The sequence below is a fragment of the Micromonospora sp. WMMC264 genome (genome assembly GCF_027497275.1).
GTDB lineage: Bacteria > Actinomycetota > Actinomycetes > Mycobacteriales > Micromonosporaceae > Micromonospora > Micromonospora chalcea.
In genome coordinates this window covers 193216-216689 of the sequence record NZ_CP114907.1, presented here as the reverse complement: position 1 = coordinate 216689, position 23474 = coordinate 193216, and the positions used below count along the sequence as shown (strand labels likewise).

Annotated in this window: 21 protein-coding genes; 9 read left to right on the top strand and 12 right to left on the bottom strand. The window is 72.2% G+C overall.

Going from position 1 to position 23474, the window contains the following annotated elements:
- Positions 1-5 precede the first annotated feature (5 nt).
- From O7542_RS01015 to O7542_RS00995, 5 genes are read right to left on the bottom strand one after another with little or no spacing between them, the layout of a single operon-like run.
- Positions 6-890 carry an ABC transporter permease gene (locus tag O7542_RS01015; protein ID WP_043328759.1) on the bottom strand — a complete coding sequence of 295 codons (885 nt, stop codon included), beginning with the start codon at positions 888-890 and terminating at the stop codon, positions 6-8.
- Positions 887-1831, bottom strand: coding sequence for an ABC transporter permease (locus O7542_RS01010; RefSeq protein ID WP_069087252.1), 945 nt, complete (start codon positions 1829-1831; stop codon positions 887-889). Before O7542_RS01010 ends, O7542_RS01015 begins: the two co-directional genes overlap by 4 nt.
- A 22-nt stretch (positions 1832-1853) precedes the next feature.
- Positions 1854-3296 carry an aldehyde dehydrogenase family protein gene (locus tag O7542_RS01005; RefSeq protein WP_209963025.1) on the bottom strand — a complete coding sequence of 481 codons (1443 nt, stop codon included), beginning with the start codon at positions 3294-3296 and terminating at the stop codon, positions 1854-1856.
- Entirely contained in the window at positions 3293-4528 is a 1236-nt protein-coding gene (locus O7542_RS01000; RefSeq protein WP_043328753.1) for a M20 family metallopeptidase, read from the bottom strand. The genes O7542_RS01005 and O7542_RS01000 overlap by 4 nt, the downstream gene beginning before the upstream one ends.
- 11 nt (positions 4529-4539) lie before the next feature.
- Positions 4540-6066: a PLP-dependent aminotransferase family protein gene (locus O7542_RS00995; RefSeq protein ID WP_064447809.1), complete on the bottom strand. Its 1527-nt coding sequence runs from the start codon at positions 6064-6066 to the stop codon at positions 4540-4542.
- A 185-nt stretch (positions 6067-6251) separates the two neighbouring features.
- Here O7542_RS00995 and O7542_RS00990 point away from each other — a divergent pair, with 185 nt between their 5' ends.
- The 4 genes from O7542_RS00990 to O7542_RS00975 all read left to right on the top strand — a co-directional run bounded on the left by O7542_RS00990 (position 6252) and on the right by O7542_RS00975 (position 10498).
- Complete coding sequence (locus O7542_RS00990) at positions 6252-7340, top strand: 3-isopropylmalate dehydrogenase (protein WP_064447810.1); 1089 nt, start codon at positions 6252-6254, stop codon at positions 7338-7340.
- Between the two features lie 7 nt (positions 7341-7347).
- Positions 7348-8304, top strand: coding sequence for a formylglycine-generating enzyme family protein (locus O7542_RS00985; protein WP_281605576.1), 957 nt, complete (start codon positions 7348-7350; stop codon positions 8302-8304).
- Between the two features lie 124 nt (positions 8305-8428).
- Entirely contained in the window at positions 8429-9949 is a 1521-nt protein-coding gene (locus O7542_RS00980) for an ABC transporter substrate-binding protein (RefSeq protein ID WP_281605575.1), read from the top strand.
- Positions 9950-10318: 369 nt separating this feature from the next.
- Positions 10319-10498, top strand: coding sequence for a hypothetical protein (locus tag O7542_RS00975; protein WP_140946394.1), 180 nt, complete (start codon positions 10319-10321; stop codon positions 10496-10498).
- A 235-nt stretch (positions 10499-10733) separates the two neighbouring features.
- Here O7542_RS00975 and O7542_RS00970 read toward each other — a convergent pair whose 3' ends face one another.
- From O7542_RS00970 to O7542_RS00955, 4 genes are all read right to left on the bottom strand, one after another.
- Positions 10734-12185, bottom strand: coding sequence for a P1 family peptidase (locus O7542_RS00970; protein ID WP_064447813.1), 1452 nt, complete (start codon positions 12183-12185; stop codon positions 10734-10736).
- Between the two features lie 191 nt (positions 12186-12376).
- Positions 12377-13102 carry an FCD domain-containing protein gene (locus tag O7542_RS00965; protein ID WP_281605574.1) on the bottom strand — a complete coding sequence of 242 codons (726 nt, stop codon included), beginning with the start codon at positions 13100-13102 and terminating at the stop codon, positions 12377-12379.
- 143 nt (positions 13103-13245) lie between these two features.
- A complete protein-coding gene (locus tag O7542_RS00960; protein ID WP_209963033.1) occupies positions 13246-13503 on the bottom strand; it encodes a hypothetical protein in 258 nt (85 codons plus the stop codon).
- Entirely contained in the window at positions 13500-13814 is a 315-nt protein-coding gene (locus tag O7542_RS00955) for a DivIVA domain-containing protein (RefSeq protein ID WP_030503873.1), read from the bottom strand. Before O7542_RS00955 ends, O7542_RS00960 begins: the two co-directional genes overlap by 4 nt.
- A gap of 277 nt (positions 13815-14091) precedes the next feature.
- Between O7542_RS00955 and O7542_RS00950 the strand changes: the two genes are divergently transcribed.
- Positions 14092-14508, top strand: coding sequence for a winged helix-turn-helix domain-containing protein (locus O7542_RS00950; RefSeq protein ID WP_030503874.1), 417 nt, complete (start codon positions 14092-14094; stop codon positions 14506-14508).
- Positions 14509-14523: 15 nt separating this feature from the next.
- On the opposite strand, the gene O7542_RS00945 is transcribed toward O7542_RS00950, so the two are convergent.
- The 3 genes from O7542_RS00945 to O7542_RS00935 form a co-directional block, all read right to left on the bottom strand.
- Positions 14524-14928 (bottom strand): Asp23/Gls24 family envelope stress response protein, encoded by a 405-nt coding sequence (locus tag O7542_RS00945; RefSeq protein ID WP_113974625.1) that lies wholly within the window; start codon positions 14926-14928, stop codon positions 14524-14526.
- Between the two features lie 275 nt (positions 14929-15203).
- Positions 15204-16205, bottom strand: coding sequence for a methylmalonyl Co-A mutase-associated GTPase MeaB (gene meaB, locus O7542_RS00940; RefSeq protein ID WP_043328738.1), 1002 nt, complete (start codon positions 16203-16205; stop codon positions 15204-15206).
- 12 nt (positions 16206-16217) lie between these two features.
- Positions 16218-17411 (bottom strand): acetyl-CoA C-acetyltransferase, encoded by a 1194-nt coding sequence (locus O7542_RS00935; RefSeq protein WP_030503877.1) that lies wholly within the window; start codon positions 17409-17411, stop codon positions 16218-16220.
- 62 nt (positions 17412-17473) lie between these two features.
- Between O7542_RS00935 and mce the strand changes: the two genes are divergently transcribed.
- From mce to O7542_RS00915, 4 genes are all read left to right on the top strand, one after another.
- Positions 17474-17938: a methylmalonyl-CoA epimerase gene (gene mce, locus O7542_RS00930; protein WP_064447814.1), complete on the top strand. Its 465-nt coding sequence runs from the start codon at positions 17474-17476 to the stop codon at positions 17936-17938.
- Between the two features lie 300 nt (positions 17939-18238).
- Positions 18239-19594, top strand: coding sequence for a crotonyl-CoA carboxylase/reductase (gene ccrA, locus O7542_RS00925; protein ID WP_043328733.1), 1356 nt, complete (start codon positions 18239-18241; stop codon positions 19592-19594).
- A 264-nt stretch (positions 19595-19858) separates the two neighbouring features.
- Positions 19859-21109: a DivIVA domain-containing protein gene (locus O7542_RS00920; protein ID WP_043328731.1), complete on the top strand. Its 1251-nt coding sequence runs from the start codon at positions 19859-19861 to the stop codon at positions 21107-21109.
- Between the two features lie 172 nt (positions 21110-21281).
- Complete coding sequence (locus O7542_RS00915; RefSeq protein ID WP_043328730.1) at positions 21282-23378, top strand: hypothetical protein; 2097 nt, start codon at positions 21282-21284, stop codon at positions 23376-23378.
- Positions 23379-23474: the final 96 nt, after the last annotated feature.

Genomic DNA, 23474 nt, shown 5'->3' with positions numbered 1-23474 from the left:
GCCGGTCACCGTCCTCTCAGCCGCGGGTCGAGGGCGTCGCGCAGCCCGTCGCCCATGAGGTTGAACCCGAGCACCGACAGGGCGATGGCCAGACCGGGCCAGACGGCCAGCATCGGCTGCACGACGAAGTAGTTCTGGGCCTCCTGGAGCATCCGGCCCCAGGTGGGGGTCGGCGGCGGGGTGCCGTACCCGAGGTAGGACAGCGCCGCCTCGGCGAGCACCGCGTGCGCGAACGACACCGACGCCTGCACGATCAGCAGGGCCGCGATGTTGGGCAGCACGTACCGGACCATGAGCACCACGCCCCGGCGGCCGTAGCTGCGCGCGGCCAGCACGAAGTCGCTCTGCAGCACCTGCATCGCGCCGGCCCGGGTGAGGCGGCCGAACACCGGAACGTTGGCGACGCCGATCGCGATCATGCCGGTGAGCGTGGACGCGCCGAAGCCGGCGGCCAGGATGATCGCCAGCAGGATGGCCGGGAACGCGAACACGATGTCCAGCGCGCGCATCACCGGCTCGCTGAGCCAGCGGTGCCCGGTGGCGGCGAGCAGACCCAGCGGTACGCCGACGACGGCCGCGATCGCCACCGCGACGACGCCGACGAACAGTGTGGTCCGCGCGCCGACGAGGAGCTGGCTGACGATGTCCCGGCCGAAGTGGTCGGTGCCGAGCCAGTGGTCGCCGCCCGGGGAGAGCAGCGTCTGCGACGGGTCGACCCGGGTGGGGTCGTACGGCGTCCAGAGGAACGACACCAGCGCGGTGAGGACGACCAGGCCCACCAGGCCGGCGCCGATCACCAGCGTGAGGTTCCAGCGGCGGCGCGGCTTGACCGGGCCGGCCGCGACGACGTCGGCGGTGGCGTCCGGTGGGGCGTCGGCGACTGATGTCATGCCTTGCTCCTCAGCCTGGGGTCGACCGCGTGGTACACCACGTCGACGACGAAGTTGATCAGAAGCACCGCGGCGGTCAGCACCATCACCGTGCCCTGCACCTTCAGCAGGTCGCGGTTGCCCACGTCCTGCAGCAGCATCCGGCCCAGACCGGGCAGGCCGAAGACGTTCTCGATCACGACGGTGCCGATGAGCAGCGTCGCGAGTTGCAGACCGAGGACGGTGATGACCGGAATGGCCGCGTTGCGCAGCGCGTGCCGGGTCAGCGCCTGCGAGCGGCTGAGCCCCTTGGCCCGCGCGGTCTGGATGAAGTCCTCCTGCATGACCTCGACCACCGCGGACCGGACGTAGCGCATCAGGATCGCGCCCTGGGCCACGCCGAGGACCAGCGCCGGCATCAGCAGGGCCCGCACGGCGCCGCCGAAGTCGTCCCATCCGGTGAACCCGCCGGCGGGCAGCCACTGCAGCTTCACCGCGAACACGGTGATGAGCAGGATGCCGAGCCAGAACGACGGAACGGCGATGCCGACCTGGCTCAGCGCGGACAGCGCCGTGCCGATCGCGGTCCGGCTCTTCACCGCGGCGAGGATGCCCAGGGGTACGGCGATGAGCAGCGCCAGCGTCATCCCGGCCAGGATCAGCGGCACCGTCACGCCGAGCTTGTCGCCGATCTCCGAGCCGACCGACACCCCGCTCAGCGGCGAGATGCCGAAGTCACCGCGGATCAGGCCGCCGGCCCAGTCGAGGTACCGCTCGGTGAACGGGCGGTTCGTCCCGAACTGCTCCCGCAGCGCCTCCAGCGCCTCCGGGGTGGCGTTCACGCCGAGCATCGCCTGCGCCTGGTCGCCCGGCAGCAGCGACAGCATCGTGAAGACGAGGATCGACGCGGCGAACAGGGATACCGCGAGGATGGCCAGCCGCCGGACGAAGTAGATCACCATGCCTGTGTGCTCCCACTCCGAATCATGGCCTGATCATCACCATCTTGGTCACGGTCAGCTCCTCCATGGCGAAGCGCGGTCCCTCCCGGCCGATGCCGGAGTCCTTGACGCCGCCGTACGGCATGTTGTCGGCGCGGAAGCCGGGCACCTCGTTGACGAGCACGCCACCGACGTCGAGGCGGCGCACCACGTCGAGGGCCACCGCCAGGTCGCGGGTGAAGACGGCGGCCTGGAGCCCGTAGCGGGACCGGTTGACCAGCTCGACTGCCGCGTCCATGTCCGGCACCGACCGGACGCAGACCACCGGCCCGAAGATCTCCTCCGCCCAGCACTCGGCGTCCTCGGGGACGTCGACGAGCACCGTCGGCTGCAGCACCCGGCCCTGCGCCGTACCGCCGGACAGGCAGCGCGCCCCGGCGGCGACCGCGCGGTCCACCCACGAGTGGACCCGCTCGGTGGACGCCTCGTCCACCAGGGCGGACACGCGGGTGTCGGCGGACCGGGGATCACCTGTGGTGACGTTCGCCAGCAGCGGCCGGAGGCGGTCCAGCAGCGCCTCGCGGACCGGCTCCTCGACGATCACCCGCTGCACGCTGATACACGCCTGGCCGGAGGCGTAGAACCCGCCGCGTACGACCGCTTCCGCAGCCCGGTCGAGGTCGGCGTCGCGGCCGACGACGAGCGCCGCGTTGGACCCGAGTTCCAGCAGCACCTTGCGCGGGGCCGCGGCGCGGGCGATCTGGTGGCCGACCTGCGCGGACCCGGTGAACGACACGGCGGCGACGCGCGGGTGGGTGGTCAGGAGCTTGCCGACCTCGACACCGCCGGTGACGAGCTGGACGCCGGCGGCCGGGCAGCCCGCCCGGCGGAACAGGTCGATCAGCACCAGCGTGGCCAGCGGCGTGTTCGGCGCCGGCTTGACGATCACCGGGCAGCCCGCCGCCACCGACGGTGCGACCTTGTGGGCGGCCAGCAGCAGCGGGTAGTTGAACCCGGTGATGCCGACGACGACACCGACCGGACGGCGTACCCAGAAGCCGAGCATGCCCTCGCCGGCCGGCTGCATGTCCAGCGCCACCGTCTCGCCGGTGAGGTGCCCGACCTCCTCGGCCGCCGTCTCCAGCGTGACCAGCGTGCGGGCGACCTCGACCCGGCAGTCGACAAGCGGCTTGCCGGTCTCCAGGACCAGCAGTTCGGCGAGGTCGTCGGCGCGGGCGCGGACCTCGGCGGCGACTGTCGTGAGGATGGCGCGCCGCCGATGACCGGGCAGGCCGGCCATCTCCGCGGCGACCTCGTGCGCGGCGTCGACAGCCGCTTCCGCGTCGGCGGTGTCACCCCAGGGCGCCTGGGTCACGGTGCTGCCGTCGTACGGGAAACGGACCGGCGCGGTCTGCGCGGTGGTGGCCCAGCCCGCGCCGATCGGCAGCCCGGCGGGCAGCGCGGTCAGCAGCTCCTGCGCGGTCACGACGCCGCACCCGTCGCGGCGCCGGTGAGGAAGGCCAGCGCCGCCTCGGCGTAGACCCTGGTCTTGCGGACGATGTCGTCGACCTCGACGTACTCGTCGGGCTGGTGGGCGATCCACTTCGGGCCGGGGCCGTACACCACGTTCGGGATGCCGCTGTCGCGCCACAGGATGGTGCCGTCGGTCGCGCCGGGCACACCGCCGAAGACCGGCGCCGTACCGGTGACGGCGCTGTGCGCCTGCGCCACCGCCAGGGAGATCGGGTGGTCCTCCGGGGTGACCGCGCACGGCCGGTCGTCGACGACCTCGACGGCGAAGCTGACGCCGTGCCGGGCGCCGATTTCGTCGGCGTCGGAGCGCACGCGCGCGGCGAGCGCGGCGTGGTCGACACCGGGGACGGTCCGGCAGTCCACGCCGAGCACGGCGCGGCCGGGGATGACGTTGAGCTGGTCGGCGGAGCCGGCGTCCAGGACCGTGGGGGTCAGGAACGTCAGGCCGAGGTGCTCGTGCTCCCCCGGGTCGGCCTGCAGCTCCTTCTGGTACCGGCCGAGCGCGGCCACCAGTTCCGCCACCGCCGGCACGGGGTTGCGGCCGTGCTGCGGCATCGCGCCGTGCGCCATCTTGCCGGTGCAGGTGACCAGCAGGCGGACCGCGCCCTTGGCGACCGCGCAGATCTCCTCCGCCTCCGGCTCGCAGATGATCGCGGCGTCCACCTCGCGGGCCAGCGCGGTGGTGGTGAAGTGCTTCGCGCCGAGCATCTGGCCCTCCTCGTCCACCAGGGCCGCCACCACGATCCGGCCCGGGAACGGTCCGGCCAGCTCGACGGCCCGGGCCGCGTGGATCATCGCGGCGACGCCGGCCTTCATGTCGGCGGAGCCGCGACCGTACAGCCGCCCGTCGACGATGTCGCCGCCGAACGGGTCGACCGTCCACTCCTCGGGAGAACCCTCGGTGACGACGTCGGTGTGCCCCTCGAACATCAGCGTCGGACCGGGCAGGCCGCCCTCCACCACCGCCACCACGTTGGGCCGCCCGGGAACGACCTCGGTGACCTCCGGCCGCCAGCCGAAGCCCCGCATGACCTGCGCGACGAGCTCCGCCACTGGCTGCTCGCTCCGCCCCTGCGCGGCGTCCCAGGTCGAGGGGATGCGGACCAGGTCCTGGGTGAGCGACACGACGGCTTGCTCGTCCACGAGATGGCCGGCGCGGAGGGAGGCATGGGTGTCCGACGTCATGGCGTCGGAGGTTACGAACTCCGACCCCGGAGGGGAACGTCCAGTTTCCGGGTCGGTGGGGGTACCAGCCGTGGCCGGACCTGGTCTTCTACGGCCGCGGCGACCCGCCGGACCCCCTCGTCGATCCGGTCCAGCGGCATCACCTGGTACCCCAGCCGCAAGTGGTGACGCGGGGTGGGGCGGGTGGTCCAGTACGGCTCGCCCGGGTCGAGCAGGACACCCTGGCGGCGCAGGTCGACGGCGAGCTGCCCGGCGTCCAGACCGGGCGGGCCGGTGATCCACCGGGCCAGGCCGCCGCGCGGCACCGGCTGCGGCCCCCAGCGCACGTGGCGCTCGATCGCGCGCGTCATTTCCTCGTACAGCCCCTGGTAGTGGGCGCGGATACGCCGCACGTGGCGGGCGAGGTCCCGGCTGGCGATCATCCGGGCCAGGGCGCGCTGCATCGGTCCGGGCGGGTGGCGCAGCACGTAGCGGGAGCGGGCCCGCATCGCCTCCACCAGCGCCGGGGACGCCACCACGTAACCGAGCCGCAGGCCCGGCGCCAGCAGCTTGCTGAAGCTGCCGAGGTAGACCACGCGGTCCTCGTCGTCCAGCGCCCGCACCGCGACCGCCGGGATGCCCCGGAACGTCATCTCCGGGTCGTAGTCGTCCTCGATCACCACCGCGTCCGCCGCGCCGGCCCGGCGCAGCAGCTCCTCACGCCGGGACGCCGACATCGTCGCGCCGGTCGGGTACTGGTGGCTCGGCGTGACGTACACCAGCTCCGCGCCGTGCAGGTCGGCCGGCAGGTCCTCCACGACGAGGCCGTCCTCGTCCACCCGGCCGGGCACCACGTCGGCGCCCGCCATCTGCATGATCGTCCGCGCGTCGGGGTAGCCCGGGTCCTCCACCAGCACGACGCTGCCCGGCCGGACCAGGACGCTCGCCAGCAGGTGCAGCGCGTGCGTCGAGCCCAGCGTGATCATCACCTGGTTCGGCTCGGCCGAGATGCCCCGCGACGGCAGCACGTGCTCACAGAGCTGGCGGACGAGCTGCGGGTCGTCGGCCTGGCCGGCGTCCCCGATCACCCGGGACAGCCCGTCCTGCCGTACCGCCTCGCGCTGCGCCCGCTCCCACGCGCCGGTGGGGAACATGCCGGGATCCGGCTGGCCGACGACGAAGGGGAACGGCGCCCGCGACCACGCCGGGTCCCGGTGTACGGGGGTGGGCGGCGGCTCGGGCAGCCGTGCCTCCCAGTCGATGGGCCGTGTCGCGGAGCGGGAGGTCCGGCGCGCGGCCCGCATCCGGACCACCGCCTCGGAGGAGACGTAGAGGCCGCGCCGGGGAATCGTCGCGATCAGGCCCTGCTCCATGAGCCGGTCGTACGCGGTCAGCACCGTGTTCCGGGAGACGCCCAGCGCCTCGGCCAGACGGCGGGTGCTGGGCAGCGGGCCGTCGTCGTACTGCCCCGCGAGGATCGCGTCCTCGAGCCCCGTGATGATCTGCTCGTAGAGCGGAACCGAGCTCTGCGGGTTGACCGGCAGCAGAAAATCCGCCATCTCGACCTCCCCACCTCTCGCGGGGATCTCGCCTCGTCCCGTCGTCGCACTCCTGCGCACACCATCCGCATCCCGCTGGTACCAGCCTAGCCGGAGACCTGGACCTGTTGCGGAGGGCCCGATCCCGCCACTCTTGGCCGACGATGGCAGGTGAGGGTCTCCTGCACGCGGACAGAGGTGGACTAATGAGCGCCCAGCGAATCGCGCTGGTGCCCGGCGACGGCATCGGACCGGAGGTCACCGCGCAGGCGGTCAAGGCGTGCGACGCCGCCGCCCAGCGGTTCGGGCTGGACCTGGTCTGGGAAGACTACGAACTCGGCGCGGACTACTGGCGGATCACCGGCCAGGTCGTGCCGCCGGACGTGGAGCGGGAACTGGCCAAGGCGGACGCCATTCTCTTCGGCGCCGTCGGCGACCCCTCGGTGCCACCCGGGGTGCTGGAACGCGGCCTGGTCATCCATCTGCGGACCGCTTTCGACCAGTACGTCAACCTGCGGCCGGTCAAGCTGCTACCAGGTGTGCCCTCGCCCATCGGCGGGCTGCGTCCGGAGCAGTGCGACCTGGTGATCCTGCGGGAGAACACCGAGGGCGCCTACGTCGGTGCCGGCGGTTTCATCCACCGGGGCGGGCCGGACGAGATCGCCACCCAGGAGTCGGTCAACACGCGCAAGGGGGTCGAACGCCTCATCCGGCACGGTTTCCGGCTGGCCCTGACCCGCCGCAAGCACGTGACCCTGGTGCACAAGGCGAACATCCTCACGTACGCCGGCGACCTGTGGCAGCGGACCTTCGAGGAGGTCGCGGCGGAGTACCCGGAGATCTCGGTGGAGTACGTGCACGTCGACGCGATGTGCCTCTACCTGGTCACCCAGCCGGAGCGGTTCGACGTCGTGGTCACCGACAACCTGTTCGGCGACATCATCACCGACCTCGGCGCGGCCGTGCAGGGCGGTCTCGGCCTGGCCGCGAGCGGCAACCTCAACCCGACCGGGTCGGCGCCGAGCATGTTCGAGCCGGTGCACGGCTCCGCGCCCGACATCGCGGGCCGGGGCTGGGCCAACCCCGCCGGGTCGATCCTCAGCGCCGCGCTGATGCTGGAGCACCTGGGCCACCCGGAGGCGGCCCGCAGCCTGGAGGACGGGGTGAAGGCGGTGCTGCCGCGCCTGGGCGCGATGCGCGGGCCGGAGATGGGCATGTCGACGGAGGACTTCGGGGACGCCGTCGCCGCCGCCATCAGCGAGGACGCGTACCAGGCGGACGCCCTGCCGGCGTAGCGCGGATGTGAGCACCGAATCGGCTGAACCGGACGACGGCGGAGGAAGCCCTCCGCCGTCGCCGTGTTGCGCGCCGAAACGCCCGCCCGCCGCCGCCGGATCGACGGCCGGCCCCAGTGCCGTCCGCGCCGGCCCCACCGGTACGGACGACCTGATCGCGCTGCCCGGCGGCACCTTCCTCATGGGCACCGACGATCCGGAGGGCTTCCCCGAGGACCTGGAAGGGCCGGTCCGCCCGGTCACCGTGGCCCCGTTCGAGATCGCCGCGACACCGGTGACGAACCGGCAGTTCGCCCGCTTCGTCGAGGCCACCGGCTACCGCACCGACGCGGAACGGTACGGCTGGTCCTTCGTCTTCCACCTGCTGCTCGCCCCGTCCGCGCACCCGTGGGTGCTCGACGCCACGGTGCCGGGCGCGCCCTGGTGGCTGGCGGTCGAGGGGGCGCGCTGGGCGGCCCCGGACGGGCCCGGCTCGGGCCTGTCCGGACGCGAGCGGCATCCGGTCGTCCACGTCTCCCACCGGGACGCCGAGGCGTACTGCGAGTGGTCGGGGACGCGGCTGGCGGCCGAGGCCGAGTGGGAGTACGCGGCACGCGGCGGGCTGTCCCAGGCCCGCTACGCCTGGGGCGACGAGCTGACCCCGGGCGGGCGGCACCTGTGCAACATCTGGCAGGGCGCCTTCCCCGCTGTCAACACCGCGGACGACGGGTTCGTGGGCACCTCTCCGGTGACCACGTTTCCGCCGAACGGCTACGGCCTGTACGACGTCGCGGGCAACGTTTGGGAACTCACGGCCGAACCCTGGCGCGACCGCCGAGGACACGTCTCACCAGGTGAGAGCGTCATCAGGGGTGGTTCGTACCTCTGCCACGACTCTTATTGCAACCGTTACCGCGTGGCCGCACGGAGTCGGACCACCGTTGACTCCTCAAGTGGCAACACCGGATTCCGGGTGGCCCGGTAGTCAGACGCCGATTGGTACCTGCCGACCCCGCTGAACTGGCCCTTTTGCATCGGGTACCACACTCCTAGTGTCCCGCCTCACAGGCTACGAGCGCCCTTGGCGTTCTTCGCGATGGGACACACGAATGAATCGGCTGAAGATAACGCTGCCCGCCGTGCTGCTCGCCACGGCGCTGGCTCTGACCGCGTGCAGTAGCGATGGTGACTCCGAGACCACCACCGGCGGTGGCGGTTCCGGCAACGGTACGGTCACCCTCGGTGCCTACCTCGAGCCGGTGAGCCTCGACCTGACCGCCGAGGCCGGCGCCGCGATCCCGCAGGTCCTGCTCTACAACGTGTACGAGGGCCTGGTGCGCCAGAACGCGGACACCGGTGAGGTGGAGCCGCTGCTGGCCAGCGAATGGAAGATGTCCGACGACGGCACCAAGTACACGTTCAAGCTCCGCGACGGCGTGACCTTCCACGACGGCCAGAAGCTCACCGCGCAGGACGTGGTGTGGAGCTTCAAGCGGGTGACCGCGGAGGGCTCGACGAACCCGTTCAAGTCCCAGATGACGGTCGTGAAGACCGTCGAGGCGCCGGATGCGTCCACCGTGGAGGTGACGCTGTCGCGGCCGAGCCAGAGCTGGCTGTTCGACGTCGCCGGCCGCGTCGGCGTGGTGCTCAAGGAGAACGCCACCGACCTGGGGACCAAGCCGAACGGCACCGGCCCGTTCAAGTTCGACAAGTGGAACCGCGGCGACAGCATCACCCTGGTGCGCAACGACGGCTACTGGGGTGAGAAGGCGAAGGTCGCCACCGCCGTCTTCCGCTACATCACCGATGCGAACGCGCTGAACAACGCGATGCTCTCCGGTCAGCTCGACATCGTGGCGAACATCCAGGCGCCGCAGCTGCTCGAGGTGTTCAAGGGCAACAAGCAGTTCCAGGTGATCGAGGGCAAGACGACCGGTGAGGTCGTCCTGTCGATGAACAACAGCAAGGGCCCGCTGGCCGACGTCCGGGTGCGCCAGGCGATCCGCCACGCGATCGACCACGACGCGCTGATCAAGACCGTGTGGTCCGGCTACGGCACGAAGATCGGCAGCATGGTGCCGCCGAGCGACCCGTGGTACGAGGACCGCACCGCTGACTTCCCGCACGACCCCGCCAAGGCCAAGCAGCTGCTCGCCGACGCCGGTCACGCGAACGGGCTCACCCTGACCATGGACGTCCCGCCGCCCGGCTACGCCCGCGCCTCCGCGCAGTTCGTCGCCTCGCAGCTCGCCGAGGTCGGCATCAAGGTGACCCAGAACAACGTCGAGATGCCGCAGTGGCTGGACAAGGTGCTCGGCAAGGCCAACTACGACATGTCGATCATCGCCCACGTCGAGCCCCGTGACCTGGTCCGCTACGGGCAGCCGGAGTACTACTACCGGTACAAGAACCCGGCCGTCACGCAGCTCATGAACGAGGCCGACACGGCCCTGGACGCGGCCACCCGGGACAAGAAGTTCGCCGAGGCCGCGAAGGTCATCTCGCAGGAGGCGGCCAGCGACTGGCTGTTCCTGCTGCCGAACCTGGCGGTGATCCGCGACGGCGTCGAGGGCTACCCGAAGGACGCGGTGACCCAGTCGTTCGACGTCACCAAGGTCTCCAAGAAGTAGCCAGCACCACGCGTAGAAGGACCTGGTGGGCTCCGCCCACCAGGTCCTTCTACGCGTGCCTGCACCCGCGATCTTGCAGTTGCGGCCCCCGGTGCGGGGGATTCACCCCTTTCGTCAGGGCACAAGGCGCAAGATCGACGGCCCGGGAGGATCCCGGGAGCCGGGGTCCTCCCGGCGCAGCGGGGCGACGGGCTTCGGGGCGGGCGAGTCGGCGTGGCGGCCCGCAGTGCGCGAGGAGGTCGAGGTGATGGTGCAGGCGTGCCTCGGATCGCCCCGACACCGGCTGGCCCGGCAGCGGCTCGGGCCGGCCGACGGCCTCTAGGGCAACGCCCGGGGCACCGGCACGAGCATCGCCGAGCCGGGTTCGCGTTGCCCGGACGCGGGACGTCGACGATCGTCGCCGAGCCGGGGCTGAACTGCGTACGCCCGGCCCTGGAGTCCGGCGACAGCGCTGCGCAGCAACCCGCCGAGGCGGCACGCTCCCCACGCCTGGCCGGCTGCGTCCGGCGCGCCCAGCATCTGCCCTGCTTCGAGGTGCGCGGGCCGTGACGGCCCACTCCGCCGATCTTGGAGTTGTGGCGCCCAGGATGCCCGAGTGGCGACTTTTGTGAGCCACCACAAGTCCAAGATCGGCAAGGCGCACGCCGGGCGCACGCCGGGCGCGCCGTGCGGGGCGGGTGGGGTGAGGAACGCAGCGAGGCGGGTCCCGTCCGGGGTGGACGGAACCCGCCTCGATCGTTCACACGCGCCTAACTACCGGCGCGAGGGTGAGACGGCGTGCGTGTCAGGCGAGCTGGTCGGAAGCCTGCCCCCGGCGGCGACCCCGCAGGTGCATGCCCAGCAGGCCGACGCCCAGGATGCCCGCGGCCAGCAGGCCCGTGGTCACGCCCGTGGAGAGCGCGGGGCCGCCGGTGTTGTCGGAGGCGAGGACCATGCCGTTCTGCGACTCCTGCTGCGTGGTGTTGCCCGCCGGAGCGGCCTTCGGCTTGGGCTTGGGCTTGCCGTTGTCGGCACCGGCCGGCGCGGGGACCGGGGTCTGCGCCAGCGCCTGCGTGGCCTGGGCGAAGGTCTCCGGGGTCACGTCCGGGGCGTTGCCCTGGGTACGCCACTGCTTGAGCTGCTTCATGCCCTTGCAGGCCGAGGGGTAGCGGTCGCAGTAGCTGGTGGTGTTGCCGATGCTCTCGGACGAGAGAACGGCCTTGGCGATGGCACGGGCCAGCGTGCTGGCGCCGGCGTTGAAGATGGCGTTCAGCTGACGGGTGTCGGCCGGGTCGTTGATCTGCAGCGCCTCGCCCTTGCCGGTGGAGACGGCGAAGACGGTGTCACCGTCGCCCAGGGTGTGGATCGGGCTGATCGCGCGGGCCATGCCGTCGTGCGCGTTGCCGGACATCCGCTGGGCGGCGGCCTTCTCCAGCGGCGCGTTGGTGGCGACCACGGCGATCGTGGTGTTCGCCGGCTGCTGCGCGGCGGTGCTCGGCGGGTTGCACTCCTGCTTCTTCGGAGCCTTGTAGCCGGCGAACTCGTTGCCGATGCCGAACTTGACGCCGTACAGGGTGCAGTCGGCCGGGTCGACCGGGGAGCCGGCCGGGTTGACGATCACCATCGCGCCGACGTAGATGCCGTCGCCGAGGTGGACGCTGGCGGTGCCGACGCCGCCGCGCAGGCCGCCGCCGCGGGCGCCGGTGCCGCCGCCGACGCCGCCCTGACGGACCGGACCGTCCGAAGTGGCCTGCGCCGCGAGGTAGCCCCACTCGGCGGAGGTGCGCGCCTTCGGGTCACCGCCGCGGCCGAGGTCGAAGATGTCCGCGGCCGGGACGATCGGGGCCACACCGCCGGCGCCGACGCGTACGCCCTCGCCGCGGTCCTCCAGCCAGCGGATGATGCCGTTGGTGGCGGACAGCCCGTACATGCTGCTGCCGCCGAGCTGGATCGCGTTGACGCCCGGGTTCGAGTTGAGCGGGCTGAGCAGGTCGGTCTCCTTGGTGGCGGGAGCGCCGCCACGCTGGTCCACACTGGCCACAGACATCTGCGGCATGTACACGACGGAGGTGCCGGTCAGGTACGGGGCGGTGTCGGACTGAACCTGGCCGACCTGGATTCCGGGAACGTCGGTGATGGCGTTGTGGGCGCCCGGGGCGCCGGCGGCGGGGTTGGCCGACGCGGGCGACCCGACGAGCACGAGTCCCGGACAGACCAGGGCTGCCGCGGCGATCGCGGCGAATCTGGACGACTTCATGCAGCTTCTCCCATGTGAAGCGGTGCGACCTCCGCCCCAATCCGGGGCGGTCGATGCATTGGGCAACTGGTGGTCCCCCGTGGTACACGACGAGATGTGGGGGAGGCTACTGGTCAGACCAGTTGAAGGGAAGAGCCTGCTCAGCTGATGGCCGACTCTCATAATCCGAGGTCAGGCCACATCAGGCGGATTCAGAGCAATACGTCCACCATCGAGCGGCGCGCCTCCGGCACGTACTCGGCGTAGTAGCGGTGCAGTTCCTCGCGGGTCAGCCGGGTGACCTCGTCGGCCTCACCGGCGCGCATCGCGTCGAGGACGCGGCGGTGGTGGGCCAGGGTGCGCTCCATCAGGGCCTCGCGGTCCGGCGACTCGGCGAGCTTGGTGGAGATCAGGTCCAGCACCATGCTCCGGACCGCGTCGAGGCAGAGCACGAGCAACTCGTTCCCGGACAGCCGGGCGACGTGCTCGTGGAAGCGCACGTCGGCCGCGCTGAACGCCTCGTAACCGTCGGCCACCGCGTCCCGCATGCCCGCCAACGCCTGCTCCAGTTCGTCCAGCTCGGACGGTGACGCCATCCGGGCGGCGACGGAACCGGCCGCCGACTCGATGATCATCCGGAACTGGAGCAACTCCGCCACGCCGAGCCGCCGGCTGTCCACGACCCGGGCGAACAGCTTGCGCATCGCCGAGGCGGTCGAGGCGATCACCTGCGGCCCGAGCGGGTCACCGGGACGCGAACGGATCAGGCCGCTGCTCTCCAGCACGCGCAGCGCCTCACGCACAGTGGACCTACTGACGTCGAACTGCGTCGTCAGTTCGCGCTCGCTCGGCAGCCGGTCCCCCGGCCGCAGATCCCCGGCGGCGATCCGCTCCTCGACCTGCCGGACGATCCCCTCGTACGCCCTCACGGTTCGCACTGGCGCGAACGAGACACCCTTCGGCATGGCGAACCTCCCGACGCACGGCGGCCTCGCGCCGCTGGGAACAACGGTACGGTGCATCGACCCGTGCGGCGGTCAGCCCCCGCCCGTCGCGACGAGTGCGCAGGCCGGGCGGCGGGTCACCGGAGCGGCCGGCGGGCGCACCGGCCGTCGTGGTCGGCCCGCAGCAGGCAGCGCCGGCCGTCGCCCATCCGCAGATCACAGAAGACCCGATGGCGTACGCCCTGCTCGTCCTCGGCCGAGACGGTGGTCTCGCCCGGGTCGGCCTGGGCGAGCACGCCCGACCAGCGGGCCACGACCCGGGCCAGGCGTACGGCGCCGGCCAGGTCACCGGCGACGACCGGCAGGTGGATGACGAACCGCTCGCGGGGACTCATCGACGGTACGCCCCCGCGTTCATCCGCATCTGCGCCTGCTCGGACTGCCAGCGCCGCAGCGCGTCCCGGACCCGCGCGGTCTCCTCCCGGCTGACGCCGAGCGCCCGGTAGACGTCGGCCAGGTCGAGCGCCACCCGGTCGAGGAACTCGTGCACCTCGGCCGGGTCGAGCCCGCGCCGGCCCAGCCGCGTCGTCCGGAACCGCCGTTCCCGCACCTGCCAGGGGCGCAACGGCGTGTAGTTGGCCGCCCGGTAGCAGCCCGGCTGGGTGGTGCCGCGACCGGCTCGCGCGCGCCGACCGGGCCACCGGATGTTCCACCGCACGAACGCCTGCCTCTCGTGGTCGAAGGGACTGGAAGGGCGGGACCACCCGCCCGCCGCGCGCGGGCGGACCCGCCCGCCCCGCCACCGCAGCGTCACTTCGCGGTACGGCACCGGGGCAGTCGAGATTGAGCGCACTCGAAGGAGTCATGTCCGCCGGTTACCGCGCGAACACGCTCCGACCATAGCAAGAATCCAACATGGCTACAATCCATCATTGCCATAAAGCCTTGATGGATCAGATCTATCGGGGCACAAGGCTTACGTCATGACCATCGATCCGCGCTCGCACACGCCGGTCTACGTCCAGCTCGCCGACCTGATCCGGGAGCAGATCGAATCGGGCGCGCTGCCGCCCGGGGCGAGCGTCGGCAGCGAGTCGCGGCTCAGCCAGGAACACCAGATCGGCCGCGACGCGGTCCGGATGGCGATTTCGCTGCTGCGATCGGAAGGGCTCGTCACCACCAGCCGTCCGCTCGGCACGCGGGTCCGGGAGACGCCGCAGCGCAGGCAGGTGGAGCTGGCCGCGGGCGCGAGAGTCGTCGCGCGGATGCCTACCGGTGCCGAGCGCCGGAACATGCTGCTGGACGAGGGCGTACCGGTGCTCGAGATCCACGGCCCGGAGGGCGACGTGGAGTTGCTGCCGGGCGACGAGGTGGAGCTGACCCGCCCGGCACACGACTGAGCCGGGCGGCGCTCGTCAGACGGTGGGCGTACCCATCGCCACGTCGTCGACCCGGATGTTGATCTCGGCGGCGCGCAGTCCGTACGCCTCGATCGCGGACGCCACAGCGGCCCGCACCTCGTTCGTCACCTGCGGCACCGGGTGGCCGGCATCGATCACGAGGACGAGGTTGACCACTGCCGACCCGTCGGTGACGTGCGCCGAGCAGCCGCGCCGCGCGTCCCCGACCTGGTCCAGCCCGACCCGGTCCAGCACGGCGTTGAAGAAGCGGGCGATGTCGCCGCCCAGCTCGGCCACCCCGGGCACCGACTTCGCGGCGGCCACCGCGATCTTCTCGACCACCTCGTCCGAGACCGAAGTGCTTCCGCCCGCGACCACGCCAGATGTCACCGGCAGTTCCTGAGTAGCGTCGTGCTCCACGCGCCCCACCCTCCCTCGTCCGGGGGAGCGTACATCGACCGTCGATCATGGAGTTGCGGCCCCGACAGAAGCCGCGAAGCAGGCGCCCCCGGGGCCGCAACTGCAAGATCGCGGGGTTGTGGGATGGCGTGGGCCGGAGTTCGGCGAGCGCCTCCCGTCACGCGAGATCGGCGTTCCGCCAGGTGGGAGCGGTGGAGATCTTGGTACGAAAGGGCCCCTATGGGGGCCGATTCGTACCAAGATCTCGGCGGGGCGGGGGCGGGGGCGGGGGCGGGTCAGGAGCCTAGCTGGGCCAGCAGCTCGTCCGCTGCGGCGTACGGGTCGATGGCGCCCTCGGCCACCTTGGCGGCGAGCGTCGGGAGCTGCGTACCGTCGCGCAGTGAGCCGATCCGCGCGCGCAGGACGCCCAGCGCGATCGCCTCGATCTCGGCGGCGGCCCGCGTCTCCCGGCGGCGGCGCAGCTCGCCGTGGCGCTCCAGCCAGTCGCGGTGCTTGTCGATCGCGGCGGCGATGTCGTCGATGCCCTCGGCGCGGGCGGCGATCGAGCGCACCACCTGCGGACGCCACTCCCCCGGCCCGCGCTCGCCGAGCGCGATCATGCCCTGGATGTCGCGGACCGTGGCGTCGGCGCCGTCCCGGTCGGCCTTGTTGACCACGAAGACGTCGGCGATCTCCAGGATGCCGGCCTTCACCGCCTGGATCGCATCGCCCATGCCCGGCGCGAGCAGCACCAGCGTGGTGTCGGCGAGCGAGGCCACCTCCACCTCGGCCTGCCCGACGCCGACGGTCTCGACCAGCACCACGTCGCAGCCCGCGCCCTCCAGCACCCGCACCGCCTGCGGCGTGGCCGCGGAGAGCCCGCCCAGATGGCCCCGGCTGGACATCGAGCGGATGTAGACGCCCGGGTCGGTCGCGTGGTCCTGCATCCGGACCCGGTCGCCGAGGATGGCGCCGCCGGTGAACGGGCTGGACGGGTCGATCGCCAGCACGCCGACCCGGTGACCGCGCGCCCGCAACGCCCGGACCAGCTCGTTCGTGGTGGTCGACTTGCCCACCCCGGGCGAGCCGGTCAGGCCGACGACCTGGGCCTGCCCGGCGTACGGCGCGAGCGCCGCCGCGACCTGCGGCAGCACCTCGTCGCCGGACTCGACCAGGGTGATCAGCCGGGCCACCGCGCGGGGGTCGCCCGCGCGGGCCCGCTCGACAAGCATGGGTACGTCCCGGCTGCGGCGCACCGGGCCGGTGGCCGCCGCCGGGGCGTTCTGTACGTCACTCACAGGTATCAGCTATCAGCTCTCGTCACCGGTCGGCACGTGGATGATCAGCGCGTCGCCCTGCCCGCCACCGCCGCAGAGCGCCGCCGCGCCGGTGCCGCCGCCCCGGCGCTTCAGCTCCATCGCCAGCGTGAGCACGAGCCGGGCGCCGGACATGCCGATCGGGTGGCCGAGCGCGATCGCGCCGCCGTTGACGTTCACCTTGTCGGCATCGACGCCGAGGTCACGGGCGGACTGGATACCGACCGCCGCGAACGCCTCGTTGATCTCGATGAGGTCGAGGTCGTCGATGCTCAGGCCGCCCTTCTTCAGGGCGTGGTTGATCGCGTTGGACGGCTGCGAGTGCAGGGAGTTGTCCGGGCCGGCCACGTTGCCGTGGGCGCCGATCTCGGCCAGCCAGGTGAGCCCCAGCTCCTTGGCCTTGGCCTTGCTCATCACCACGACCGCGGCGGCGCCGTCGGAGATCGGCGAGGAGCTGCCGGCGGTGATGGTCCCGTCCTTGGTGAAGGCGGGGCGCAGCTTCCCGAGCGACTCGGCGGTGGTGTCCGGCCGGATGCCCTCGTCCTCGCTGATCACCAGCGGCTCGCCCTTGCGCTGCGGGATGACCACCGGGGTGATCTCGTCGGCGAAGTGGCCGTTCTTCTGCGCGGCGGCGGCGCGCTGGTGGCTGGCCGCGGCGAACGCGTCCTGCTCCTCGCGGGTGATGCCGTGCTTCGCGCCGTGCCGCTCGGTGGACTCGCCCATCGAGCAGCAGTCCCAGGCGTCGGTGAGGCCGTCCAGCGCCATGTGGTCCTTGACCGCCACGTCGCCGTACTTGTAGCCCGAGCGCTGGCCGAGCAGCAGGTGCGGGGCGTTGGTCATCGACTCCATGCCGCCGGCCACCACGACGTCGAACTCGCCGGCCCGGATGAGCTGGTCGGCCAGCGCGATCGCGTCCAGCCCGGAGAGGCAGACCTTGTTGATGGTCAGCGCCGGGGTGGACATCGGGATGCCGGCCTCGACGGCGGCCTGCCGGGCCGGGATCTGCCCGGCGCCGGCCTGGAGCACCTGCCCCATGATCACGTACTGGACCTGCTCGGGCGCGACGCCGGCGCGCTCCAGCGCCGCCTTGATCGCGATGCCACCGAGCCTGGTCGCGGGGAGGTCCTTGAGGTTGCCCAGCAGGCGCCCCATCGGGGTCCGCGCGCCGCTGACGATCACCGAAGCCATTGCCTGCCTCCGAGGGGGTGCCGACCTGTACGCCTTAACGATTGTTCGGTCAGACTAGCGTCATGGCTGAGAACTCCCCCGTCGAGCCCGCTGCCGAGTTTGTCACAGACATCGGGCTGCGCCGCATCGACCACGTCGGGATCGCCGTCGGCGACCTGGACGCCGCGATCGACTTCTACCAGCGCACCTTCGGCATGCGCTGCGTGCACACCGAGACGAACGAGGAGCAGGGCGTACGCGAAGCGATGCTGGCGGTCGGGCCGGACGCGTCCGGCGGCATGGTGCAGCTGCTCGCGCCGCTGTCCCCGGACACCACGATCGGCAAGTTCCTGGACAAGCGCGGGCCCGGCATCCAGCAGGTCGCGTACACGGTGGCGGACATCGACGTGGCCTGCGCGGCGCTGCGCGAGCGTGGCGTGCGGCTGCTCTACGACGCTCCGCGGCGCGGCACGTCGAACTCCCGGGTCAACTTCGTGCACCCGAAGGACGCCGGTGGCGTGCTGATCGAGCTGGTCCAGCCCGCCTGACGCGCAAGGAAGGGCCCCTTCTTAACAGACGTCTGTTAAGAAGGGGCCCTTCCTAACAAGTGGGAACGCGCGCGGCAGTGCGCGCTTGCACGTTCCCACGTACACCTCCACGCATCGGCCGATGCAGTTTTTCACAGAGGGGTTCCTGCTTTAGCTACCGTTAAGTAACGTCCGCCCGAACAGCAGCGGCGACCGGTGCCGAATGTGTCGATTGCCGACATGGCGGTCCCGTCGCACCGGCGCCGACGATGGCAGCACCCCTGCCCGCGGTGTGCGGGTGCGGACAAACGGGAGGTCACCGTGCAGGACATCCTCGAAGCGATCATGGCGGCGGAGGGTTCGTCGCAGCCGGAGCGGGAGCTCGCCGGGCTCGCCGGCCTGCCCGTGCCGGAGAGCTACCGGGGCGTGGTGGTGCGCGCCGAGGACACCCGCATGTTCGAGGGCATGGCCACCCGCGACAAGGACCCGCGCAAGGCGCTGCACGTGCAGGAGGTGCCCACCCCCGAGCTGGGCCCGGGTGAGGCGCTCGTCGCGGTGATGGCCAGCGCGATCAACTACAACACGGTGTGGACGAGCATCTTCGAGCCGCTGCCCACGTTCAAGTTCCTCCAGCGCTACGGCCGGCTCTCCGAGCTGACCCGCCGCCACGACCTGCCGTACCACGTGGTCGGCTCGGACGCCGCCGGCGTCGTGCTGCGCACCGGGCCGGGCGTGACCAAGTGGAAGGCCGGCGACGAGGTGGTCGCGCACTGCCTGTCGGTCGAGCTGGAGGACTCCGCCGGTCACGACGACACGATGCTCGACCCGCAGCAGCGGATCTGGGGCTTCGAGACCAACTTCGGCGGCCTGGCCGAGCTGGCGATCGTCAAGGCCAACCAGCTGATGCCGAAGCCGCGCCACCTGAGCTGGGAGGAGGCGGCCAGCCCGGGGCTGGTCAACTCCACCGCGTACCGGCAGCTCGTCTCGCACCACGGCGCGAACATGAAGCAGGGCGACGTGGTGCTGATCTGGGGCGCGTCCGGCGGCCTCGGCGGGTACGCCACCCAGATGGCGCTCAACGGCGGCGCGATCCCGGTCTGCGTGGTCTCCTCGCCGGAGAAGGCCGAGCTGTGCCGCAAGATGGGCGCCGAGCTGGTCATCGACCGCACCGCCGAGGGGTTCAAGTTCTGGTCCGACGAGCAGACCCAGGACCAGGACGAGTGGCGCCGCTTCGGTGAGCGCATCCGCGAGCTGACCGGCGGCGAGGACCCGGACATCGTCTTCGAGCACCCGGGCCGGGAGACGTTCGGCGCCAGCGTCTACGTCGCCAAGAAGGGCGGCACGATCGTCACCTGCGCCTCCACCAGCGGCTACATGCACCAGTACGACAACCGCTACCTGTGGATGCACCTCAAGCGGATCGTCGGCAGCCACTTCGCCAACTACCACGAGGCGTGGCAGGCCAACCGGCTGGTCGCGCTCGGCAAGGTGCACCCGACCGTGTCGAAGACGTACGCGCTGGAGCAGACCGGCCAGGCCGCGTACGAGGTGCACCGCAACGCGCACCAGGGCAAGGTCGGCGTGCGGTGCCTCGCCCCCGCCGACGGACTGGGCGTCCGGGACACCGAGATGCGCGCGCGGCACGAAAGCGCGATCAACCGCTTCCGCGGTCACTGACCGTACGGTCGTCCCGGATTGCCTTTCCGGCCGACCCGGGCGCCATTCGACCGGCGTACGCACAAAGGGCCGTGGGTGTCGAACCCGCGGCCCTTTTCGCGCCGCCTTCCCCGCAGAAGCCCGACCCGCCCGACCCGCCCGGGAGCTGCCAAGATCGCCTATTGGTCCGGTCCCGCCGGGCGGCCGAGTTGACCATGTAAACAGGACGCGAAAGGTGCCGACCGCTCTTGCGAACCACCCTGGGGCGTCTGCCAGTATGTCCCAATGCCCCAGCAGCAGTCCTCCCCTCTTGCGTTCTTCGATAACGCGAACTCACAGCCCGATTTCACCGTTGGCCTGCGCGGTTACAACACCAACCAGGTGGACGACTTCATCGGCCGCCTCACCGCCGCCCTGAGCCAGTCCGAGCAGGCCCGCGCCGAGGCCGAGCAGCGGATGAACGACGCTCAGCGCCGGCTGCGGCAGGCCGAGCAGCGCCAGAGCGCGCTCGAGCAGAAGCTCACCGAGACCAACAAGCAGCTCGAGGAGAACAGCCGGCCGACCCTGTCCGGCCTGGGCACTCGCGTCGAGCAGATCCTGCGGCTGGCCGAGGAGCAGGCCAACGACCACCGCAACGAGGCCAAGCGCGAGTCGGAGGGCATCCTCTCCGCCGCCCGCCTCGAGGCGCGTGAGATCACCGACAAGGCCCGCGCCGAGGCCGCCGCCATGAAGGCGACCGCCGAGCGCGAGGCCGGCAGCGTCCGTACCGCCGCCGAGCGCGAGGCCGCCGAGGTCCGGGTGCAGGCCCGCCGCGAGGCCGACACGCTGCGCGCCGACGCCGACCGCGAGACCAAGCAGCTGCGTACGGTCACCGCGCACGAGGTGGCCGAGCTGAAGTCGACTGTCGAGCGCGAGGTCGCCACGCTGCGCGCCACCGCCGAGCGGGAGATCACCCAGCAGCGGGCCAAGGCCGCCCGGGAGGCCGAGGAGAAGCGCGCCGAGGCGACCAAGCTGCTCACCGACGCGCGCGACAAGCGCGACAAGGACCTGCAGGCGCTGGAGCTCCAGCTCGCCGAGCGGCGGGAGAAGGCCGAGCGCGAGGAGTCGGAGCGGCACGCCGCCCAGGTCGCGCAGACCCAGAAGCTGGTGAACGAGGCCGAGCAGCGCGCCCGCGCCGCGCAGGAGCGGGCCAAGGAGATCGAGCAGCGGGCCGAGGCCCGCCGGGTCGAGTCCGAGCGCACCGCCAACGAGACCGTCGACAAGGCCAAGGCGCTGGCCGACAAGACGCTCAACGAGGCGCGCGCCGAGGCGCAGCGGGTGCTCAACGAGGCCCGTACCGAGGCCGAGCTGACCACGCAGGCGGCCCGCCGCGAGGTCGAGGACCTCACCCGCCAGAAGGACGCGGTCACCTCGCAGCTCGGGCAGATGCTGTCCGGCCTGGCCGGCATCGTGCCGGGCGTGCCGGCCGGCGGCAAGGGCGACACCCCGAAGGCCGACGCCTCCGGGCAGAAGGTGACGGCCGAGTCGGCCGGCTGACCGTTACACCCGCTGTCGGGGGCATGAGCCACGGCGCGGGGTGACACCGGGTGACCGGTGTCGCCTCGCGCCGTCATGCTGTGCGGGCCCGTTTCGCCGGGAGGGTGAAGTAGCTCCCAGAAGGGGCGTCCGTATCGCCCCAGCAGAGCCGGATGCGTGTGAGGATGGGGTCATGTCGCACGGCGAGGAACTGTTCGCGCTCGGCGGGGACGTGACGACGGAGCCCAGCTTCGAGTCCGCCCTGCGGGGGTACGAGAAACGGCAGGTCGACCGCTACGTCGCTCGCGCGGAGCACGAGATCGCGGCGCTGACGACCGAGCGGGAACAGGCGTACACGCAGATCCACAAGCTGGCCGGTCAGGTCGAGGTGCTCCAGCGCGACCTGGCCCAGGTGCGCAAGCAGGCGGCGGTGGTGGACCGGGCGTCGTTCCGGCACCTGGGCCCGCGTGTCGAGCAGATCCTCACCATGGCCGAGGAGCAGGCCGACGACATCCTCGCCGCCGCCAACGAGGAGATCGAGGCCCGCCGGGCCGCCGCCGAGCACATCGTCGAGGAGGCCCGGGAGCAGGCCGCCCAGGCGCTGAAGGACTTCGAGATCGCGCTGGCCGCCCGCCGGAGCGAGGAGGAGCGGCACACCGCCGCCCGCAAGGCCGAGGCCGAGGCCACGCTGAAGGCCGCGAAGGACGAGTCGGCGACGCTGCGCAAGAGCGCGCAGGACGAGTCGGAGAAGATGCGCGCCGCCGCCCGGGACGAGGCGGAGAAGCTGCGCCGGACCGCCCAGGACGCGCTGGCGAAGGCCCAGCAGGAGGCCACCCAGCTCCGCGACACCGCCAAGGAGATCCACTCCCGGGCACAGCAGGAGGCCGCCCGGCTGCGCGAGACGGCCAAGGAGGCGCTGGCGAAGGCCCAGCAGGAGGCGAACCAGCTCCGCGAGGCGGCCAAGGAGGTGCACGCCAAGGGCCAGCAGGAGGCCAAGCGGCTCACCGACGCCGCCGCCGAGGCCGGCCGGGCCACGCACGCCAAGGCGCTCGCCGAGGCCAAGAAGATCGTGGACGACGCGGAGGAGGCGGCCAAGGCCACCCGCGGCCGGGCCCGCACCGAGGCCAACCGGCTCACCACCGAGGCCGCCGAGGCCGGCAAGCGCAACCGCGCCGAGGTCGAGGCGTACGTGCAGCGCATGCGCACCGAGACCGAGGCGTACGTGCAGCAGTCCCGCGCCCAGACCCAGCAGGAGCTGGGCGCCTGGCGGGCCGGGGTGGAGAAGGAGGTCGCCGAGCGGCGGGACAGCGCCGAGAAGGAGCTGGCCCAGCGCCGGGCCGCCGCCGAGCAGGAGTTCGCCAAGCGCCGCGACGAGCTGGACAAGCAGCACGCCAAGCGGCAGGAGGAGCTGGAACAGGCGTACACCACGCGCCGCGACGAGATCGAGCGCACCGCCGCCGACGTCCGGCAGGCCGCCGAGGCCGACGCGCTGAGCATGCGGCAGCAGGCCGAGCTGGAGGCCGCCGAGCTGCTGCGCCGGGCCGAGGCGGACGCCGGCGCGCAGCGCCGCAAGGCCGACGAGCACGTCGCGGCCTCGCGCCGCCAGTTCGAGGAGTACGCGGCCACCACCCAGCAGCACCTCGCCACCACCCAGCAGCACCTGGCCGCGACCCAGCAGGAGGTGGCCGCCGGCCGGCAGCAGCTCGCCGGCGTGATGCTGGAGATCGCCAAGGCGCAGCAGGAGCTGGCCGACCTGCGTACCGAGACGTGGAAGTCGCGGCAGGAGTCCGACGACCTGCAGCGGCAGCTCGCGGATCTGCGGCGCGACGCCGACTCGGCCGGCATCACGGCCACCCCGGTCGACCCGGACGACCTCGCCGCCGCCTCCACCGGCCGGTCCACGGACGACGGCACGCCGGCCGCCGAGGGCACGTTGGTCACCAGCGGCGCGGAGAGCGCCGGCGACACCCCGGCCGGCGGAGGTGCGCCGGTGGCCGCGAAGGGCACCGCCACCGCGGTCCCCAACGGCGCCGGGCCGGCCACTGGTGACGGCGAGCCCGCCGAGGCGGGCAAGGCGAAGCCGGTCGGCGAGCCGGTGACCACGATGGACTCCCCCGGCGGGGCGGGCGTCGACGGCGAGCCCACTGTTGCCGCCGTGCCGGGTGAGGGCGGGCGGGGCGCCACCCCCACGAAGATCACCAGCACCGGTGAGAACGGCAAGCGCCCGACCAAGCCGACCACCGACGAGCGCAGCGCCAAGCCCAGCACGGTGACGGTCGACAAGGACTGACCCACCCGCCGCACCCGGCGGGACGGCCCGGCCGGAAGCGGTGGTGGGATGGTCGGGGCGGACGGCGAGGACTACCCTGCGGGCAGAGGGCCGCGC

Coding starts and splice junctions, on each gene's coding strand:
- O7542_RS01000 (WP_043328753.1), bottom strand. CDS start 4,528: ATGACGTCGGACACCCATGCCTCCCTCCGCGCCGGCCATCTCGTGGAC.
- O7542_RS01010 (WP_069087252.1), bottom strand. CDS start 1,831: ATGGTGATCTACTTCGTCCGGCGGCTGGCCATCCTCGCGGTATCCCTG.
- O7542_RS00990 (WP_064447810.1), top strand. CDS start 6,252: ATGAGCGCCCAGCGAATCGCGCTGGTGCCCGGCGACGGCATCGGACCG.
- O7542_RS00960 (WP_209963033.1), bottom strand. CDS start 13,503: ATGAGTCCCCGCGAGCGGTTCGTCATCCACCTGCCGGTCGTCGCCGGT.
- O7542_RS00995 (WP_064447809.1), bottom strand. CDS start 6,066: ATGGCGGATTTTCTGCTGCCGGTCAACCCGCAGAGCTCGGTTCCGCTC.
- O7542_RS00935 (WP_030503877.1), bottom strand. CDS start 17,411: ATGGCTTCGGTGATCGTCAGCGGCGCGCGGACCCCGATGGGGCGCCTG.
- O7542_RS00915 (WP_043328730.1), top strand. CDS start 21,282: ATGTCGCACGGCGAGGAACTGTTCGCGCTCGGCGGGGACGTGACGACG.
- mce (WP_064447814.1), top strand. CDS start 17,474: ATGGCTGAGAACTCCCCCGTCGAGCCCGCTGCCGAGTTTGTCACAGAC.
- O7542_RS00980 (WP_281605575.1), top strand. CDS start 8,429: ATGAATCGGCTGAAGATAACGCTGCCCGCCGTGCTGCTCGCCACGGCG.
- O7542_RS00920 (WP_043328731.1), top strand. CDS start 19,859: ATGCCCCAGCAGCAGTCCTCCCCTCTTGCGTTCTTCGATAACGCGAAC.
- O7542_RS00950 (WP_030503874.1), top strand. CDS start 14,092: ATGACCATCGATCCGCGCTCGCACACGCCGGTCTACGTCCAGCTCGCC.
- O7542_RS01015 (WP_043328759.1), bottom strand. CDS start 890: ATGACATCAGTCGCCGACGCCCCACCGGACGCCACCGCCGACGTCGTC.
- O7542_RS00970 (WP_064447813.1), bottom strand. CDS start 12,185: ATGAAGTCGTCCAGATTCGCCGCGATCGCCGCGGCAGCCCTGGTCTGT.